Origin of the sequence: Mesonia maritima (genome assembly GCF_042433895.1) — a bacterium.
GTDB lineage: Bacteria > Bacteroidota > Bacteroidia > Flavobacteriales > Flavobacteriaceae > Mesonia > Mesonia maritima.
In genome coordinates this window covers 20,733-36,297 of record NZ_JBHLUA010000008.1, presented here as the reverse complement: position 1 = coordinate 36,297, position 15,565 = coordinate 20,733, and the positions used below count along the sequence as shown (strand labels likewise).

General features: G+C 33.0%; 14 protein-coding genes. 7 read left to right on the top strand and 7 right to left on the bottom strand.

Going from position 1 to position 15,565, the window contains the following annotated elements:
* Positions 1-5: 5 nt before the first annotated feature.
* The 4 genes from ACFFGL_RS06265 to ychF form a co-directional block, all read right to left on the bottom strand.
* Positions 6-2,624, bottom strand: a complete 2,619-nt coding sequence (locus tag ACFFGL_RS06265; protein WP_309730466.1) for a DNA gyrase/topoisomerase IV subunit A — start codon at positions 2,622-2,624, stop codon at positions 6-8.
* Positions 2,625-2,662: 38 nt separating this feature from the next.
* A complete protein-coding gene (locus ACFFGL_RS06260; RefSeq protein ID WP_309730468.1) occupies positions 2,663-4,525 on the bottom strand; it encodes a DNA topoisomerase IV subunit B in 1,863 nt (620 codons plus the stop codon).
* A gap of 92 nt (positions 4,526-4,617) precedes the next feature.
* A complete protein-coding gene (locus ACFFGL_RS06255; protein WP_309730471.1) occupies positions 4,618-6,801 on the bottom strand; it encodes a tetratricopeptide repeat-containing hybrid sensor histidine kinase/response regulator in 2,184 nt (727 codons plus the stop codon).
* A gap of 164 nt (positions 6,802-6,965) precedes the next feature.
* Positions 6,966-8,060 (bottom strand): redox-regulated ATPase YchF, encoded by a 1,095-nt coding sequence (gene ychF, locus ACFFGL_RS06250; RefSeq protein WP_309730473.1) that lies wholly within the window; start codon positions 8,058-8,060, stop codon positions 6,966-6,968.
* Positions 8,061-8,224: 164 nt separating this feature from the next.
* Here ychF and ACFFGL_RS06245 point away from each other — a divergent pair, with 164 nt between their 5' ends.
* Positions 8,225-8,713 carry a hypothetical protein gene (locus tag ACFFGL_RS06245; RefSeq protein WP_309730476.1) on the top strand — a complete coding sequence of 163 codons (489 nt, stop codon included), beginning with the start codon at positions 8,225-8,227 and terminating at the stop codon, positions 8,711-8,713.
* Between the two features lie 70 nt (positions 8,714-8,783).
* Here the strand turns inward: ACFFGL_RS06245 and ACFFGL_RS06240 are convergent, their stop codons facing one another.
* Complete coding sequence (locus ACFFGL_RS06240; RefSeq protein ID WP_309730478.1) at positions 8,784-9,137, bottom strand: 4Fe-4S dicluster domain-containing protein; 354 nt, start codon at positions 9,135-9,137, stop codon at positions 8,784-8,786.
* Positions 9,138-9,203: 66 nt separating this feature from the next.
* Between ACFFGL_RS06240 and ACFFGL_RS06235 the strand changes: the two genes are divergently transcribed.
* Genes ACFFGL_RS06235 through ACFFGL_RS06210 form a run of 6 tightly spaced genes read left to right on the top strand, consistent with a single transcriptional unit; the run spans position 9,204 to position 13,854 of the window.
* Positions 9,204-10,259 (top strand): acyl-CoA reductase, encoded by a 1,056-nt coding sequence (locus ACFFGL_RS06235; protein ID WP_309730481.1) that lies wholly within the window; start codon positions 9,204-9,206, stop codon positions 10,257-10,259.
* Between the two features lie 59 nt (positions 10,260-10,318).
* Positions 10,319-11,383, top strand: a complete 1,065-nt coding sequence (serC, locus tag ACFFGL_RS06230; protein ID WP_309730484.1) for a 3-phosphoserine/phosphohydroxythreonine transaminase — start codon at positions 10,319-10,321, stop codon at positions 11,381-11,383.
* Between the two features lie 12 nt (positions 11,384-11,395).
* The gene (locus tag ACFFGL_RS06225) at positions 11,396-12,358 is read left to right on the top strand and encodes a D-2-hydroxyacid dehydrogenase (protein ID WP_309730488.1); all 963 of its coding nucleotides are present in this window, start codon (positions 11,396-11,398) and stop codon (positions 12,356-12,358) included.
* 2 nt (positions 12,359-12,360) lie between these two features.
* A complete protein-coding gene (locus tag ACFFGL_RS06220) occupies positions 12,361-13,110 on the top strand; it encodes a septal ring lytic transglycosylase RlpA family protein (RefSeq protein ID WP_309730491.1) in 750 nt (249 codons plus the stop codon).
* Between the two features lie 10 nt (positions 13,111-13,120).
* On the top strand, positions 13,121-13,531 hold the full coding sequence (locus tag ACFFGL_RS06215) for a DUF6146 family protein (protein WP_309730494.1): 411 nt from the start codon (positions 13,121-13,123) through the stop codon (positions 13,529-13,531).
* Positions 13,531-13,854 carry a DUF6787 family protein gene (locus ACFFGL_RS06210; RefSeq protein ID WP_309730496.1) on the top strand — a complete coding sequence of 108 codons (324 nt, stop codon included), beginning with the start codon at positions 13,531-13,533 and terminating at the stop codon, positions 13,852-13,854. Before ACFFGL_RS06215 ends, ACFFGL_RS06210 begins: the two co-directional genes overlap by 1 nt.
* 55 nt (positions 13,855-13,909) lie before the next feature.
* Here ACFFGL_RS06210 and ACFFGL_RS06205 read toward each other — a convergent pair whose 3' ends face one another.
* Both ACFFGL_RS06205 and ACFFGL_RS06200 read right to left on the bottom strand, forming a co-directional pair.
* Complete coding sequence (locus tag ACFFGL_RS06205) at positions 13,910-14,458, bottom strand: type 1 glutamine amidotransferase domain-containing protein (protein WP_309730499.1); 549 nt, start codon at positions 14,456-14,458, stop codon at positions 13,910-13,912.
* Positions 14,459-14,561: 103 nt separating this feature from the next.
* The gene (locus ACFFGL_RS06200) at positions 14,562-15,527 is read right to left on the bottom strand and encodes a YihY/virulence factor BrkB family protein (protein WP_309730502.1); all 966 of its coding nucleotides are present in this window, start codon (positions 15,525-15,527) and stop codon (positions 14,562-14,564) included.
* Positions 15,528-15,565 lie beyond the last annotated feature (38 nt).

The following is a 15,565-nucleotide window of genomic DNA, read 5'->3' as shown; positions in this document are numbered from 1 at the left end:
AATTTTTATTCTTGGAAGAAAAGCGAAGTTTGTGATTGGTCGTCATTATCTTTCTTTTCCTCAATATTCAATTCGTTTATTTCTGGAGTTTCATTTGCTTCTTCTTCCTCTTCAGGCACAATAGGATCAAGTAAATTAAGTTGTTTTACTTTTTCTGTAGTTAACTGATTTCCTTGCGCTTTAATACCTTTTACTGAAATAAACTCTTCAAGGTTTAATTCTTCATTCGGTTTCTGATCTTTTCCGCGCGCTTTTTTATAAATAATTTCTAAAACCGGCATTAAATCGGTTGAAACCAATTCTAATTGCGACTTTGGATGATCGGTAATTATTTTTTCTTCCTTCTCTTCATTTTCAATTAAAAAACGTTTTACGTAATAACGTTCTTTTTCGCCTTCCCAATAAACGGCAGAAATCGGTTTTTTAGGATTCCACTTTTCAAGGATTACATAATTTTCATCGAAACGCGTAGTAAGTTCCGGAATAATAGTTTTTGCAATTCCGTCTTGCGTGATGAGTAACAAACGATCTTCACCTTTAAATTCACCTAATAATTCGCCGCGTTCTTCTGTATTTAAGCGTTTTACCACTTCATCGAACCAAATTTTACGAGGTTTTAGGGTAGAAACCCCTTCTTCTTTTAAATCGATTCGTTTCACGGAATGTTTGGTCACTAAATTTCCTTTAACGCCGCGCCCTTTAATTTTCATATCGGCAAAATTGACTTCGAATTTTAGTTTTTTAATGCTTCCGACTTGTCGTAAATAAACGGTTACCACTTCTGCTTCTCCGTTAGGGTTTGCTGAAAAATATAAAACTTGCGTTCCCGGTTTGCCTTTCCCGACGCTATATTCTCGATCGCGCGTAATGGAAGTTACCGCAAAACGTTTTATATACGTATTTCCGCCTTTTCCGTCGCGGTAAATTAAATTATAAATAGTGCGTTTATCTTTTTTCTTGAAAATAGCAACGTGAATAATATTTTTGCCGACAAATGTTTTGGTATCGACTTTAGTGACCTTCATAGTTCCATCTGCCATAAAACAGATTACATCATCAATATCGCTACAATCGGTTACATATTCATCTTTTTTAAGCGCGGTACCAATGAAACCTTCTTTTCGATTCACGTAAAGTTTCGTGTTTCGAATTACTACTTTTGTAGCTTCAATATCTTCAAATAAGCGCAATTCTGTTTTTCGCTCGCGACCTTCGCCGTAATCTTTCTTTAGACGTTTAAAATAATCGATCGCATATTCAATTAAATTATCGAGATGATGCTTTACTTGTGTAATTTCACCTTCTAAAGCTTCAATTTTTTGTTGTGCTTTATCTAAATCGAATTTTGAAATTCGTTTTATTCTTATTTCAGTTAAACGGGTAATATCTTCTTCGGTAACAGCGCGTTTTAAATGCGTAATATGCGGTTTTAAACCTTCATCTATCGCTTTAATTACACCTTCCCAAGTTTCCTCTTCTTCAATGTCTCGGTAAATTCTATTTTCGATAAAAATTCGTTCTAACGACGCAAAATGCCACTGTTCTTGAAATTCATCTAATTTAATTTCAAGTTCGCTTTTTAAAAGTTCTACCGTATGGTCGGTACTTCGTTTTAAAATTTCGGTTACACTTATAAAATGCGGTTTATGATCAATAATTACGCAACTTAACGGTGAAATAGAAACCTCGCAATTGGTAAATGCAAACAGAGCATCGATGGTTTTATCTGGCGAAATACTAGGCGGTAAATGAATTAAGATTTCTACATGTTCTGCCGTATTATCTTCAATATGTTTAATCTTAATTTTGCCTTTTTCGTTGGCTTTTATAACCGAATCGATTAAGGTTGAAGTTGTAGTTCCGTAAGGAATTTCAGTAATTACCAGGGTATTTTTATCACGCTGACTTATTTTTGAACGAATTCTTACTTTTCCACCGCGTAAACCATCGTTATAATTACTAATATCCATAATTCCCGCAGTAGGAAAATCTGGATATAATTTAAAACGCTTTCCTTTTAATTGTTTTATGGAAGCGTCTATTAATTCAATAAAATTATGAGGTAAAATCCGTGTACTTAAACCTACCGCGATTCCTTCGGCTCCTTGCGCCAACAGCAGCGGAAACATAACCGGTAAATTTATCGGTTCTTTTCTACGACCGTCGTAAGAAGCTTGCCATTCGGTGATTTTTGGATTATAAACCACGTCTAGAGCGAATTTAGAAAGTCGAGCTTCAATATAACGCGGTGCTGCAGATCGATCTCCGGTAAGAATATTTCCCCAGTTTCCCTGCGTATCAATCAGTAAATCTTTTTGACCGATTTGCACCATTGCATCAGCAATACTAGCGTCTCCGTGCGGATGATACTGCATGGTGTGCCCTACAATATTGGCTACTTTATTATAGCGCCCATCATCTAAATCTTTCATAGAATGCATAATTCTTCTATGAACAGGTTTAAAGCCGTCTTCAATTGCTGGAACGGCGCGCTCTAAAATTACATAAGAGGCATAATCTAGAAACCAGTCTTTATACATACCAGTAACTTTGGTAAGTACTTCTTGGCTTTCTTCTTGATTAAATTGATTTTCTTCTTCGGGGTTTAAATCGTTATGCTCCATGAATTATGACCACGTTGTTTTTATTGATTTTTTTTGAATTATGCTTCGGCGGTTTCAATTTCGTCTAATTCTACGCGAAGGTTTTCGATGATAAACTCTTGTCTATCGCTGGTGTTTTTTCCCATATAAAACGTTAGCAGCTCCTCTATTCCGGTACTTTTATCTAACATTACGGGATCTAACCGAATATCTTCCCCTATAAAATGCTTAAATTCATCTGGAGAAATTTCACCTAAACCTTTAAAGCGTGTAATTTCTGGTTTTCCTTTTAATTTCTGAATTGCGTTTCGTTTTTCTTCTTCAGAATAACAGTAAATAGTTTCCTTTTTATTACGAACTCTAAAAAGAGGCGTTTGCAAAATATATAAATGATTTTCTTTAATTAATTCAGGAAAAAATTGAAGAAAAAAAGTAATGAGCAATAAGCGAATATGCATTCCATCTACATCGGCATCGGTTGCGATTACAATATTATTGTACCGAAGATCTTCCATAGAATCTTCAATATTTAAAGCAGCTTGCAATAAATTGAATTCTTCATTTTCGTAAACGATTTTTTTACTTAAACCGAAACTATTTAGGGGTTTTCCTTTTAAACTGAAAACCGCTTGTGTATTTACATCTCTAGATTTTGTAATACTTCCGCTGGCAGAATCTCCCTCTGTTATGAATAAGGTTGTTTCTAAGTTTCTTTCCTTCTTTACGTCACCTAAATGAATACGACAATCGCGTAATTTTTTATTGTGTAAACTGGCTTTTTTGGCACGCTCTTTCGCTAATTTTCGAATTCCGGAAAGATCTTTTCGTTCGCGTTCTGCTTGTAAAATTTTTCGGTGTAATTTTTCAGCAGTTTCGGTATTTCGGTGTAAATAATTATCGAGTTGACGTTTTACGAAATCTAAAATATATGTTCGAACCGTTGGATAATCGCCTCCCATATCGGTTGAACCTAATTTTGTTTTGGTCTGGCTTTCAAAAACCGGCTCCATTACTTTTATACTTACTGCGGAAACGATTGATTTTCTGATATCGCTAGATTCGTAATTCTTCCCAAAAAATTCACGAACTGTTTTTACAATTGCTTCGCGAAAAGCAGATTGATGCGTTCCGCCTTGCGTGGTATGTTGCCCGTTTACAAACGAATGATATTCTTCGCTATATTGAGTTTTATTATAGGTTATGGCGACTTCAATATCATCACCACGTAAGTGAATTATGGGAAACATCATATCATCTTTATGAATGTTATCTGCCAATAAATCTTTTAAACCATCTTCAGAATAAAATTTTTCGCCATTAAAAACTATAGTTAATCCTGGATTTAGGTAAACATAATTTTTGAGCATCCGCTCGATATATTCATTTCTGAATTTATATTTTTTAAAAATGGTATCATCAGGAATAAAAGTGACTTTTGTTCCTCTTCTTCTGGAGGTTTCTTCTAAAAATTCTTCTTCAGTTAAATTTCCTTGTTCAAATTCAGCAGAGGCAGATTTTCCATCTCGGGTCGATTCAACTCTAAAATAAGTAGAAAGCGCATTTACGGCTTTTGTACCAACTCCGTTAAGACCAACAGATTTTTTAAAAGCTTGGGTATCATATTTTCCACCGGTATTCATTTTTGAAACCACATCTACTACTTTTCCTAAGGGAATACCACGCCCGTAATCACGTACAATAACGCGTTGTCCTTGAATGGATACTTCAATAGTTTTCCCGGAACCCATTACGAATTCATCGATGGAATTATCGAGTACTTCTTTCAGGAGGATATAAATACCATCGTCTGCACTAGAACCATCTCCCAATTTACCGATGTACATTCCGGGACGCATTCTAATGTGTTCTTTCCAGTCGAGCGAGCGTATATTTTCTTCTGTGTACTTGGTTTCTTCTGCCATAATTCTATAGATGATCTACGGCTAATATAGCACGATTTAAGAAAAAATGAAACCTCTCTGAAGGAAAGTAATTAACAAGGTTTTCAATAGATTTAAGAAAGGTAAGTTTGAATGATTTGTAGGAGTTTTTCTTTGCTAAACGGTTTTATTAAAACATCGTTCATTCCGTTTTTCTTTACATTATTTTCTACTTCTGTTAGTTCTGAAGCAGTTACCGCAATGATTGGTGTTTTAATTCCGCGTTCTCTTGTTTTTTTAGCAATATCGAAACCGTTCATCGAAGGAATATTAATATCGAGAAGAATTAAATCATAATTATTTTTTTCGATTGCTGAAAAACCTTCTACTCCATCGGAAACTATCTCTAAATCAAATTCATAAGATCCTAAATACTTTCTGATAACCATTTTATTAATTTCGTTATCCTCAACTAAAAGTATTTTTTTGTCTTTGTAAACATCTTGCGCTAATTCACTACCGTTAAGTACATGAGTAGAATCTTCAGCTAGTTTACATTTTAAATCGAAATAGAAAGTAGATCCTATTCCTTCTTCACTTTCTAAATGAATATCTGAATCGAGCAGCAATAATAGACTTCTTACAATGGAAAGACCGATTCCTGTTCCCTCCATAATGCTTTTATCGAGTGAAACTTGCGAAAATTTCTCGAAAACCATTTCTTTTTTATCTTCTGGAATTCCCATTCCGTTATCGATCACGGAAAAACGTAAGGAAATGGCTTCGCTTTCTTGCTGAAGTTTTTCGATCTTTAACGTTACTTTTCCATTTTTACAGAATTTTATTCCGTTTTCAATTAAATTAATAAGGATTTCAAAAAGAATACTATCGTCAGCAATAATTTGCGGCGGTACATCTTCAGCAACATCAATAATTACGTTCGAATGATTTTTTTCTGCTTGGAATTGAACAGAATATAAAATATTGGTTGTGAGCGTTTCAATGTTGATGAGTTTAGGTTGAACTTTAATCTTATCGTTATCTATTTTACTCATCAACAACACATTATTTATTAAGCTTAATAAGTAATCTCCAGAAAATTTTAAGGAAGTTAAAAGTTGCTTATTGTCTTCTGAAATTTCGGGTTGCGCTAACAATAATGAGGTGATTCCTACGACGCCATGAAGTGGTGTTCTTATTTCATGACTAATATTAGAAATAAATTGTTTCTTAATTTCGGCCGCTATTTCTGCTTCTTTTTTAGCCTCTTGAAGTTCTTCGTTTTTAATATTAAGTTTATTTATAAAACGCTTTTTCGCCTGATATTGTCTGAAAAAAAGCACGAAAAATGTTAAAAGAATTAAGAAAATAATTCCATATACCCAAAGTAATTTGTTTTTTGTTTCTGCTACTGAGGTTAAGAGCTTCCGCTCTCTTTCAACGGTTTTTAATTCTCGTTGATATTCTTGTAAATCTAAACGAGCTTCTTCTTTTTTAAGTTGTTCGAGATTGTGCTCATTTAAATAGACATCTTTATATTCAATGTACTTTCGTAAATCATTAATAGCTTCTTTATACCTCCCTTGCTGCTCGTTTGAAACGCTTCTATATTCGTAGACATTTTTTAATTCGGTCCACATTTTGTGCTCTTCACTCACTTTGATAGAATTATCGAAGTAAACTTTAGATAAATCATATTGTTTTAATTGACTATAATATCTACCTAAAACTTGATTAATATTTGCTATAAAATGATTTCTATTAAAATCATCTTTTGGATGAGCAAGATAATCTTTTAGCTCCTCGATATAAGGTGTTACTTTTTTAGGTTTATCGTTGTCTAAATAATTCCAACAAAGATTTGCGATGATTGCTATTCGGTAAGGGTCATTAATTTTTTTGCTGATTCGGAGACCCTTTTGGTAGTAAATTTCAGACTCTTTATATTTATGTTTATTTATAGCAGCAACATTTCCTAAACCATTATACAGGAGAACTAGAAAAGAAGAATCTTTAACTTTTTTGACTTTTTCGAGCGCTTTAATGTATTTTTCTTCAGCTTGCGTATAATTTCGGGCAGTTTCATCGTTTAAAGCTAATAAATAGTAAGCCTCTGCAATAAATAAATCATCATTAGCTTGATGTGCTAATTTTAATAATTTTCTTCCAATTTTAACCGACTCTTTAATATTAGTTTCATCGAAATACGTGTACGCCTCATCTAAATATTTGTGTAGCGTGTCGCGGGATACTTCTTGCTGAGCAAACAAAGAATTGGTAAGTAGTAATATTAAAATAAAATGTGTTAGCCCCTTCAAAGTGATAATCATTTTCAACGATGAAAAATACTTAATTCCATGTTAAAAGCAATCAGAAAGATTGAAAAAATTTAAATTAAATTCGTTATAAGCCTAGGAAATTCAATATGTTAGATGAAATAATAAAATTTAAAGATAAATGGATTTTAAATGTTAACAAAAAGTTAAACATTAAATCTAAAATGCATTACATCGCCATCCTTTACAATATATTCTTTTCCTTCTACGCCTAATTTTCCTGCATCTCTTACTTTTGATTCACTTCCGTAAGAAACGTAGTCATCATATTTAATTACTTCTGCACGAATAAATCCTTTTTCAAAATCGGTATGAATAACGCCTGCAGCTTGCGGAGCAGTAGCGCCAACCGGAATTGTCCAAGCCCGTACTTCCTTTTCTCCAGCGGTAAAATAAGTTTGCTGATTTAATAATTTATAGGCCGATCGAATAAGTTTTGCAGAACCTGGTTCAGTTAAACCTATATCTTCTAAGAAAACTTGACGCTCATCGTAATCTTCTAATTCTGCAATGTCGGCTTCAATTCCTACGGCAAGTACTAAAACTTCAGCATTTTCATCTTTTACCGCTTCGCGAACTTTTTCAACATATTTATTTCCACTTGTTGCAGAACCTTCATCTACATTACAAACATACATTACAGGTTTATCAGTAATAAATTGTAAAGGTTTTACAAATTCTTGGCGGTCTTCTGAAGAAATTTCAATCGCTCTTATCGATTTTCCTTGTTCTAAACCTTCTTTTAATTTGGTTAAAACTTCCTGTTCTTTTTGAGCTTCTTTATTTCCAGTTTTAGCTGCACGTTTTACTTTGTCTAATTTTTTTTCGACCGTTTCTAAATCCTTCAACTGTAATTCCATATCGATCGTGTCTTTATCGCGAATAGGATCTACACATCCATCGACGTGAACAACATTATCATTATCAAAACAGCGCAATACATGCAAAATTGCATCGGTTTCACGAATGTTTCCGAGAAACTGATTTCCTAAACCTTCGCCTTTACTCGCTCCTTTTACCAAACCTGCAATATCTACAATTTCTACTGTTGCTGGTAGAACACGTTCAGGATTTACCAATTCTTCTAATTTTTTCAATCGCTCATCGGGTACATTTACCACTCCAACATTCGGCTCGATAGTACAAAAAGGAAAATTTGCACTTTGTGCTTTTGCGTTTGACAAACAATTGAATAAAGTTGATTTTCCAACATTTGGTAACCCTACAATACCTGCTTTCATTCTGATAATTTTTTGAAGCTGCAAAGATACAGAATGATTTAATTCTATCAACTATTCAACTTTACAGATTTTTAAAAGAATTATAGAAATATTAGGATTGTGTTACTATTTCTTAACAGCTTTAAATTGTAAATTTAGAGTTGAACTTTAAAATTAATCAACTTATGAAACGTATTAGCATTTTACTTTTTTCATTCTTTATTTTTAGCTACGGGATGGCCCAAAATGAAGACACTGTAAAAGAAACAGTCACCAAAAAAACCACGGTAAAAAGTTCTAAAGGAGAAGATGTTTCTGTAGAACAAAAAACACGGGTTAGAAAAGAGGAATTAAATGTTGAAAATAACAACAAAACGAACCAGAATGTAACTAGAAAAGCACAAATTTCTGAGTCTACTACTTTTATGGTAGATGAAAATGAATATGCAATACAGCCTGATAAAAACGGTTATGTAATGTCTAAAATGGTGAATGGAAAAAAACAACTTCACGGTAAAATAAGAAAAATGCCCGATCGTGATTTTTACATTTTAACCTCTAAGCAAAATGGAGATTCTTTTGGATATTTTGATGAAGACGGAAATTTTATTGTAGAAACCTACGACTCCAAAACCGATGCTGTTGTTCTAAAAAAATATAAAGTAGAGAAATAAAATTCAACATAACTTTAAAAACAAAAAAGCTTCCAAAATTCGGAAGCTTTTTTTATAGAATTAAATCTAATTATTCATCGTGATGCATAAACGATTGTTTCGCTAATAATTTTTCTTCACTTTCTACGTGGTCATCATCGGGAACGCAACAATCTACCGGGCAAACTGCCGCACATTGTGGTTCGTCATGAAAACCTTTACATTCAGTACATTTATCGGGTACAATATAGTAGAACTCGTCACTTATTGGTTCTTGAGCTTCTTCAGCATTCGCTTCTTTCCCACTCGGTAAAACTACATCTCCTTCTAAATCAGTTCCATCTGCATAACGCCAATCGTCTGCGCCTTCATAGATTGCCGTATTTGGGCATTCTGGTTCGCAAGCGCCACAATTAATGCATTCATCAGTTATTATAATAGCCATTTTTTTCGTTTTAGATTGTGTAACTTTGCACAAAAATAAAGCCATTCGGGTTCATAACCAAATAATATGAGTATAGAAACACGTAAAGAAGCCTTTGTGAAATTGGGCGATTTTTTAAATAAATTTATTCAGCAAAAAGACACCGAATTAGAAGTTGAAGAAAAATTGAAACCTTACGCCGTTCAGCTTCAAAAAGCGGTGGAAGATTCTATTCATTATAATGGCTGGTTCACCAAAGAAAATATTTATTTCTCGTTAGAACAGTGGGCTAACGCGCTCAAAAAAGAAAAGCTGGAAAATTGGTTAAAAAGCTATTCGTTTTCAGATAAAGACCCGAAAACAGTAGCTATAATTATGGCGGGAAATATTCCGCTGGTTGGTTTTCACGATTTTTTATGCGTTCAACTTTCGGGAAATAAAACCTTAATTAAGCAATCTTCTAATGATAAATTACTTTTACCGGCTTTACTAGAATTGCTAAAGTTTTATGCTGAAGATTTTAACGATTCTGTTGAAATAGCTAAAGAACAACTTAAAGATTTTGATGCCGTAATTGCTACAGGAAGCAATAATACTGCGCGTTACTTTGAATATTATTTCAGTAAAAAACCACATATTATCAGAAAAAATAGAAATTCTGTAGCTATATTAACCGGAAAAGAAACTTCTGAAGAATTACATAAATTAGGAGAAGATATTTTTAGATATTACGGTTTAGGATGCCGAAATGTTTCCAAATTATTGGTTCCTGAAAATTATGACTTTAAAACTTTTTTTGAAGCAATTTATGATTGGAACCCGATCATAAATCAGCATAAATACGTAAATAATTACGATTATAATAAAGCGGTTTATTTAATGAGCAATCAAAAATTATTCGATAACAATTTTTTGATTTTAAAAGAAGATCAAAATTTTGCTTCTCCTATCGGTTGTTTATTTTATGAATATTATAAAAATGAAGAACAGCTTAAAAATTATTTAACTGAACATACTGAGGATCTACAATGTGTAGTTTCTTCAAAAGAAAATCATATTTCCTTCGGGAAAACACAAATGCCAAAATTAACAGATTATGCAGATAATGTTGACACGATGGCATTCCTTACAAATTTATCTTAATAAACTTTTTATCTCTAGCGAGACTTTGTAATTTTAGCAAGAAGACTAAACAATAAGCTATGAAAAAACATAATTTTAGTGCCGGACCTTGTATTTTACCGCAAACTGTATTTAAAGAAGCTTCCGAAGCAATTTTAAATTTTAATAACTCTGGACTTTCAATTTTAGAAATTTCGCACCGAAGTAAAGATTTTGTTTCGGTTATGGACGAAGCGCAAAAACTTTCTCTAGAATTACTTGGGCTTGAAGGAAAAGGCTACAAAGCACTTTTTTTACAAGGCGGTGCAAGTACACAATTTATAATGACGGCTTACAATTTATTACAAAATAAAGCAGCCTATTTAAATACGGGAACGTGGTCTACAAAAGCCATAAAAGAAGCTAAATTATTTGGTGAAATTGATGAAGTAGCTTCTTCGGCAGATAAGAATTTTAATTACATCCCGAAAGGATATTCAATCCCAAGTGATGCCGATTATTTTCACTGCACAAGTAACAATACAATTTTTGGTACGCAAATGAAAGAATTTCCAAACTCCCCTATTCCATTAGTTTGCGATATGAGTAGCGATATTTTTTCTAGAAAATTAGACTTTTCAAAATTCGATTTAATTTATGCGGGAGCTCAAAAAAATATGGGTCCTGCAGGAACAACTTTAGTGATTGTAAAAGAATCTATTTTAGGAAAAGTTCAGCGTCAAATTCCGAGTATGTTAGATTATCAAGTTCATATTAAAAAAGATAGCATGTTTAACACGCCATCGGTTTACGCGGTTTACGTTTCTATGTTAACCTTGCGCTGGCTTAAAAAACTTGGCGGAATTGAAGCAATTGAAAAAATAAACAATAAAAAAGCGGAAACAATTTATAATGAAATAGACCGAAATCCACTTTTTAAAGGTTATGCAGAAAAGGAAGATCGTTCTATTATGAATGCGACTTTTACGTTAACTGAACCAAAATTAGAAGATCTTTTTAACGATTTATGGAAAGCTGCAGGGATTAACGGACTTAATGGTCACCGAAGCGTGGGCGGTTACAGAGCTTCTATGTATAATGCACTTCCGCTAGAAAGTGTAGAAATTTTGGTTACCGTAATGAAAGAATTAGAAACACAAGCTTAAGAAAATTATCCAATGAAAATATTAGCAAACGACGGAATTTCAGCTAAAGGAATTCAACAACTCGAAAAAGAAGGTTTTGAAGTAATTACAACAAAAGTTGCTCAAGATCAATTGGCAGATTATATAAATGAAAAAAATATTGAAGTAATTCTGGTTCGAAGCGCTACAAAAATTAGAAAAAATATTATAGATGCTTGCCCTAATTTAAAAATGATCGGGAGAGGCGGTGTTGGTTTAGATAATATCGATGTAGATTATGCAAAAGAAAAAGGCGTAAAAGTTATCAATACGCCAGCGGCTTCTTCAGCTAGTGTTGCAGAATTGGTATTTGCGCATTTATTAAGTAGCATTCGTTTTCTAAAAAACGCCAACAGAGATATGCCATTAGAAGGTGATTCTAAATTTAAAGAGCTTAAAAAAAGTTATGCTAAAGGAACCGAGCTTCGCGGAAAAACCTTAGGAATTATCGGTTTTGGAAGAATTGGTAACGAGGTCGCTAAAATGGCTTTAGGTTTAGGAATGAAAGTAATTGCGAGCGATAAAAATATGGGAGAAAAGAAAGTAACCCTTAACTTTTTTGACGGACAAGAAGTTACACTTTCTGTAAAAACGCAACCCGTAAATGAAGTTTTAAAAGAAGCTGATTTTGTTACCTTACATGTTCCTGCTCAAAAAGATTACATTATCGGAAAAAAGGAAATTGAAATCATGAAAGACGGCGCGGGAATTATAAATACTGCTCGCGGTGGTGTTGTAGATGAACAAGCTTTAATTGAAGCGCTTGAAAATAAAAAATTAGCTTTTGCCGGTTTAGATGTTTTTGAAAATGAACCTTCGCCGGAAATTAAAATTTTAATGAATCCTAAATTATCGCTTTCTCCACATATTGGCGGAGCCACAAACGAAGCACAAGATAGAATTGGTGTAGAATTGGCAGACCAAATTATTGCTGAATTCGCTCCTATAAAATATTAAGCATGAAACAGCTTTTTAGTAGTTTACTAATATTTCTAATTTGTTGCCATTTTGCTTTAGCACAAGTACAAACAGGAAAAGCATCTTATTATTCTAATAAATTTGAAGGAAGATTAACTGCAAGTGGTGAAAAATATTCCCATGAAGAATTAACCGCCGCGCATAGGCATCTTCCATTTGGCACAAAAATACGTGTTACCAATTTAGCAAACGATACCTCTATTGTTGTTGAAATAAACGATAGAGGTCCGTTTGTGAGTAATCGAATTATAGACTTATCGCAAAGTGCCGCTAAAAAACTTGATTTTATGGCAGATGGCGTAACCGATGTAGTTTTAGAAGTTGTTGGTTCTCCAGAAGATGATTTAACTACTTTTAATTCAACTGAAGCTTTAGCCGAAAATGAAAAAACTGAAGAAAGTACTATAAATACTGAAGGTGAAAAATCAGTAAAAAAAATGCACGAGTTTTATGAAATGTCGGTGAATAGGGTTCAACCCGATTGGTTTGGAATTCAAATAGGAAGTTTTCAAGAAGTCGCTAATTTAATTCGCCTGGCCGATAATTTAAAAATCAGCTATCAACAAGATATTACCGTTCAGGTTAAAGATGTGCAAGGCGTGAAAGTCTATACGTTAATTATCGGAAAGTTTGAAACCAGAAATGCTGCTGAAGATTTTAAGAAAGAAGAAGTAAGCACAAAATATCCTGATAGTTTTATTATTGATTTTGAACGCATAACTTCTTCCTAACAAAATAATTATGAGATATTTAATAAGCATTATTATCGGTTGCTTTTTGCTATGCAATTGCGCTACTTCAAAAAAAGGAAAAAACAATTCTTCTGCTGAAAATATTTCAGAAACTGAAAGCGATACTATTAGAATTACAAACGATAGCTTAGAATATGAAGTAATTATTTTTGAAACCGGATTTACGGGTTGGTTAGCTACACAGCCGCCACGCGGTCATTATTCGCAAACTTATTTAGAATTAAAAAATATTCAATACGTTACAGAATATAATGTTCGAGCTAGAAGTTCAGCTTATAATCGTGACTTGTATCCGTTAGTAATCGATTACGATAGAAATATTGATTATGGATATGAAGTAAATTATTTGCTTTACAATTACTTTCTCTTTTTTCAGAAAAAATACAATCAGAAGCTTTAATGAAAAAATTAAAAGAACGCTGGGGAATTACCTCTAATTTTCAACTGGTAATAATTTTTATTGTGTTTGCCATTACCGGTTCATCTTCAGTATATGTCGCAAAACCATTTTTAGAATTAATTCATCTAAACCGAGAAAATTTTGGAGAAGATTTTTGGTTTGGAGGTTTACTCTATTATTTAATAAGAATAATTTTAATATTTCCTTTTTATCAAGTTCTTCTAATTTTATTTGGATTTCTTTTTGGGCAATTTAAATTTTTCTGGAGTTTCGAAAAAAAAATGCTGAAACGTTTAGGCTTTAAGCGTTTCTTTAAAGATTAAAAAAACCGATTAGTTAATAAAACTAATCGGTTTTTCAACAAATCAAAATTAATTTTTAGGCGTGTTGTAAATCGTGCTTGCCTTCTTTAATTTCTTCAATTAATTTAGCGTTAAAAGCAGGTAAATCATCAGGATTTCTGCTAGTAACAAAAGCTTCATCTACCACTACTTCTTTATCTACCCAAAGTGCTCCGGCATTTTCCAGATCTTTTCTAATAGATTTAAACGAAGTCATTGTTCTTCCTTTAACTACATCTGCATTAATTAAAGACCAAGGTCCGTGGCAAATTGCAGCTACCGGTTTACTTTGTTTAAAGAAATCACGAATAAATACTAAAGCATCTTCGTTAATTCGTAATTTATCTGGATTAATAACTCCGCCTGGTAAAACCAACGCATTGTATTGTTTTGCGCTAACTTGATCTACAGTTTTATCTACATTATATTCAGCAGACCAATTTCCGCCCGACCAACTTTTAATTTTTCCTGATTTTAAGCTGACGATTTCAACTTTAAATCCTTCTTTTTCCATCGCTTCTTTTGGCGATTTTAATTCGCTCTCTTCAAATCCATCTGTTGCGAGAATAGCAATTTTCTTTTCCATAACAATTTTTTTTAGTTTTTTCTTTTTTTCGAAGATACAATGGAAGCAGCTCTTATGGTATTAAAGAATTTATAAACCTTAGTAACAAAGCGTTAAACATTTACTAAGAGTCTTTTTCAGCTTTATTAGCTAATTTGTCGAGGTCTTTTTTCTTTTTTCGAAGATGAATTTTTCGCTCTTCAATTTCTTGTAATTCTTGGTAAATCGCAGGTTCACTAAATCGGTTAGGAGAAATATCTTCATTTTTCATTAACGCGTATTGAACGGTAAATTCTGCGCCAAAAAACATGATTAAACACGTATAGAAAACCCACAATAAAATTAAAACTACGGAAGAAGCTCCGCCATAAACCGAAGTCGGTTCGCTTTGCCCAAAATAAAAACTCAGCGCATATTTTCCTATTAAAAATAATAAAGTGGTTAAAGAAGCACCAACCAACGTGACTTTCCAACGGACATTAATATCTGGCAGAAGTTTAAAAACCGATGCGAATAAAGCGCCTATAAAAACATACGATAAAAGGAAATTTAAAATTTCAATAGTTATTGAAGTTAAGCCTGGCGCGTATTGTTCTAAATATTCACTTAGATAAGTTATTAATGCTGAAAGCACCAGCGAAATAAGTAACATTAACCCAATTACTAAAATCATTCCGAAAGAAATTACACGATCCAGTAAAATTCGTTTTATCGATTCTTTTTTAACGCGAACACTCCAAATTCTATTCATCGCTTTCTTTAACTGAAAAAAAGCTCCCGTTGCACCAAATAACAATACGGCAATTCCCATAATAATTGCAAAAGTAGATTCTTGTTCTACCATTGCGTTGGTTATCATTCCTTCAATTGCTTTTGCGGTGTCATTTCCTATTAAACTATTTATTTCATTCGTGATTTTATACCGAACATCTTCTTGACCGAAAAAATAACCTGCAATCGCAACCACAATAACCAACAAAGAAGGAAGCGAAAAAAATGTATAATAAGCAATAACCGCGCTTTGCTCAAAAGGATTGTTCAGCATCCATTGTTCGTAGGTTTTTTTAAATAAGGAAATGTATTTTTTCATCATTAATTATTTCAGCTAAAAATAATTAATCCCATTAG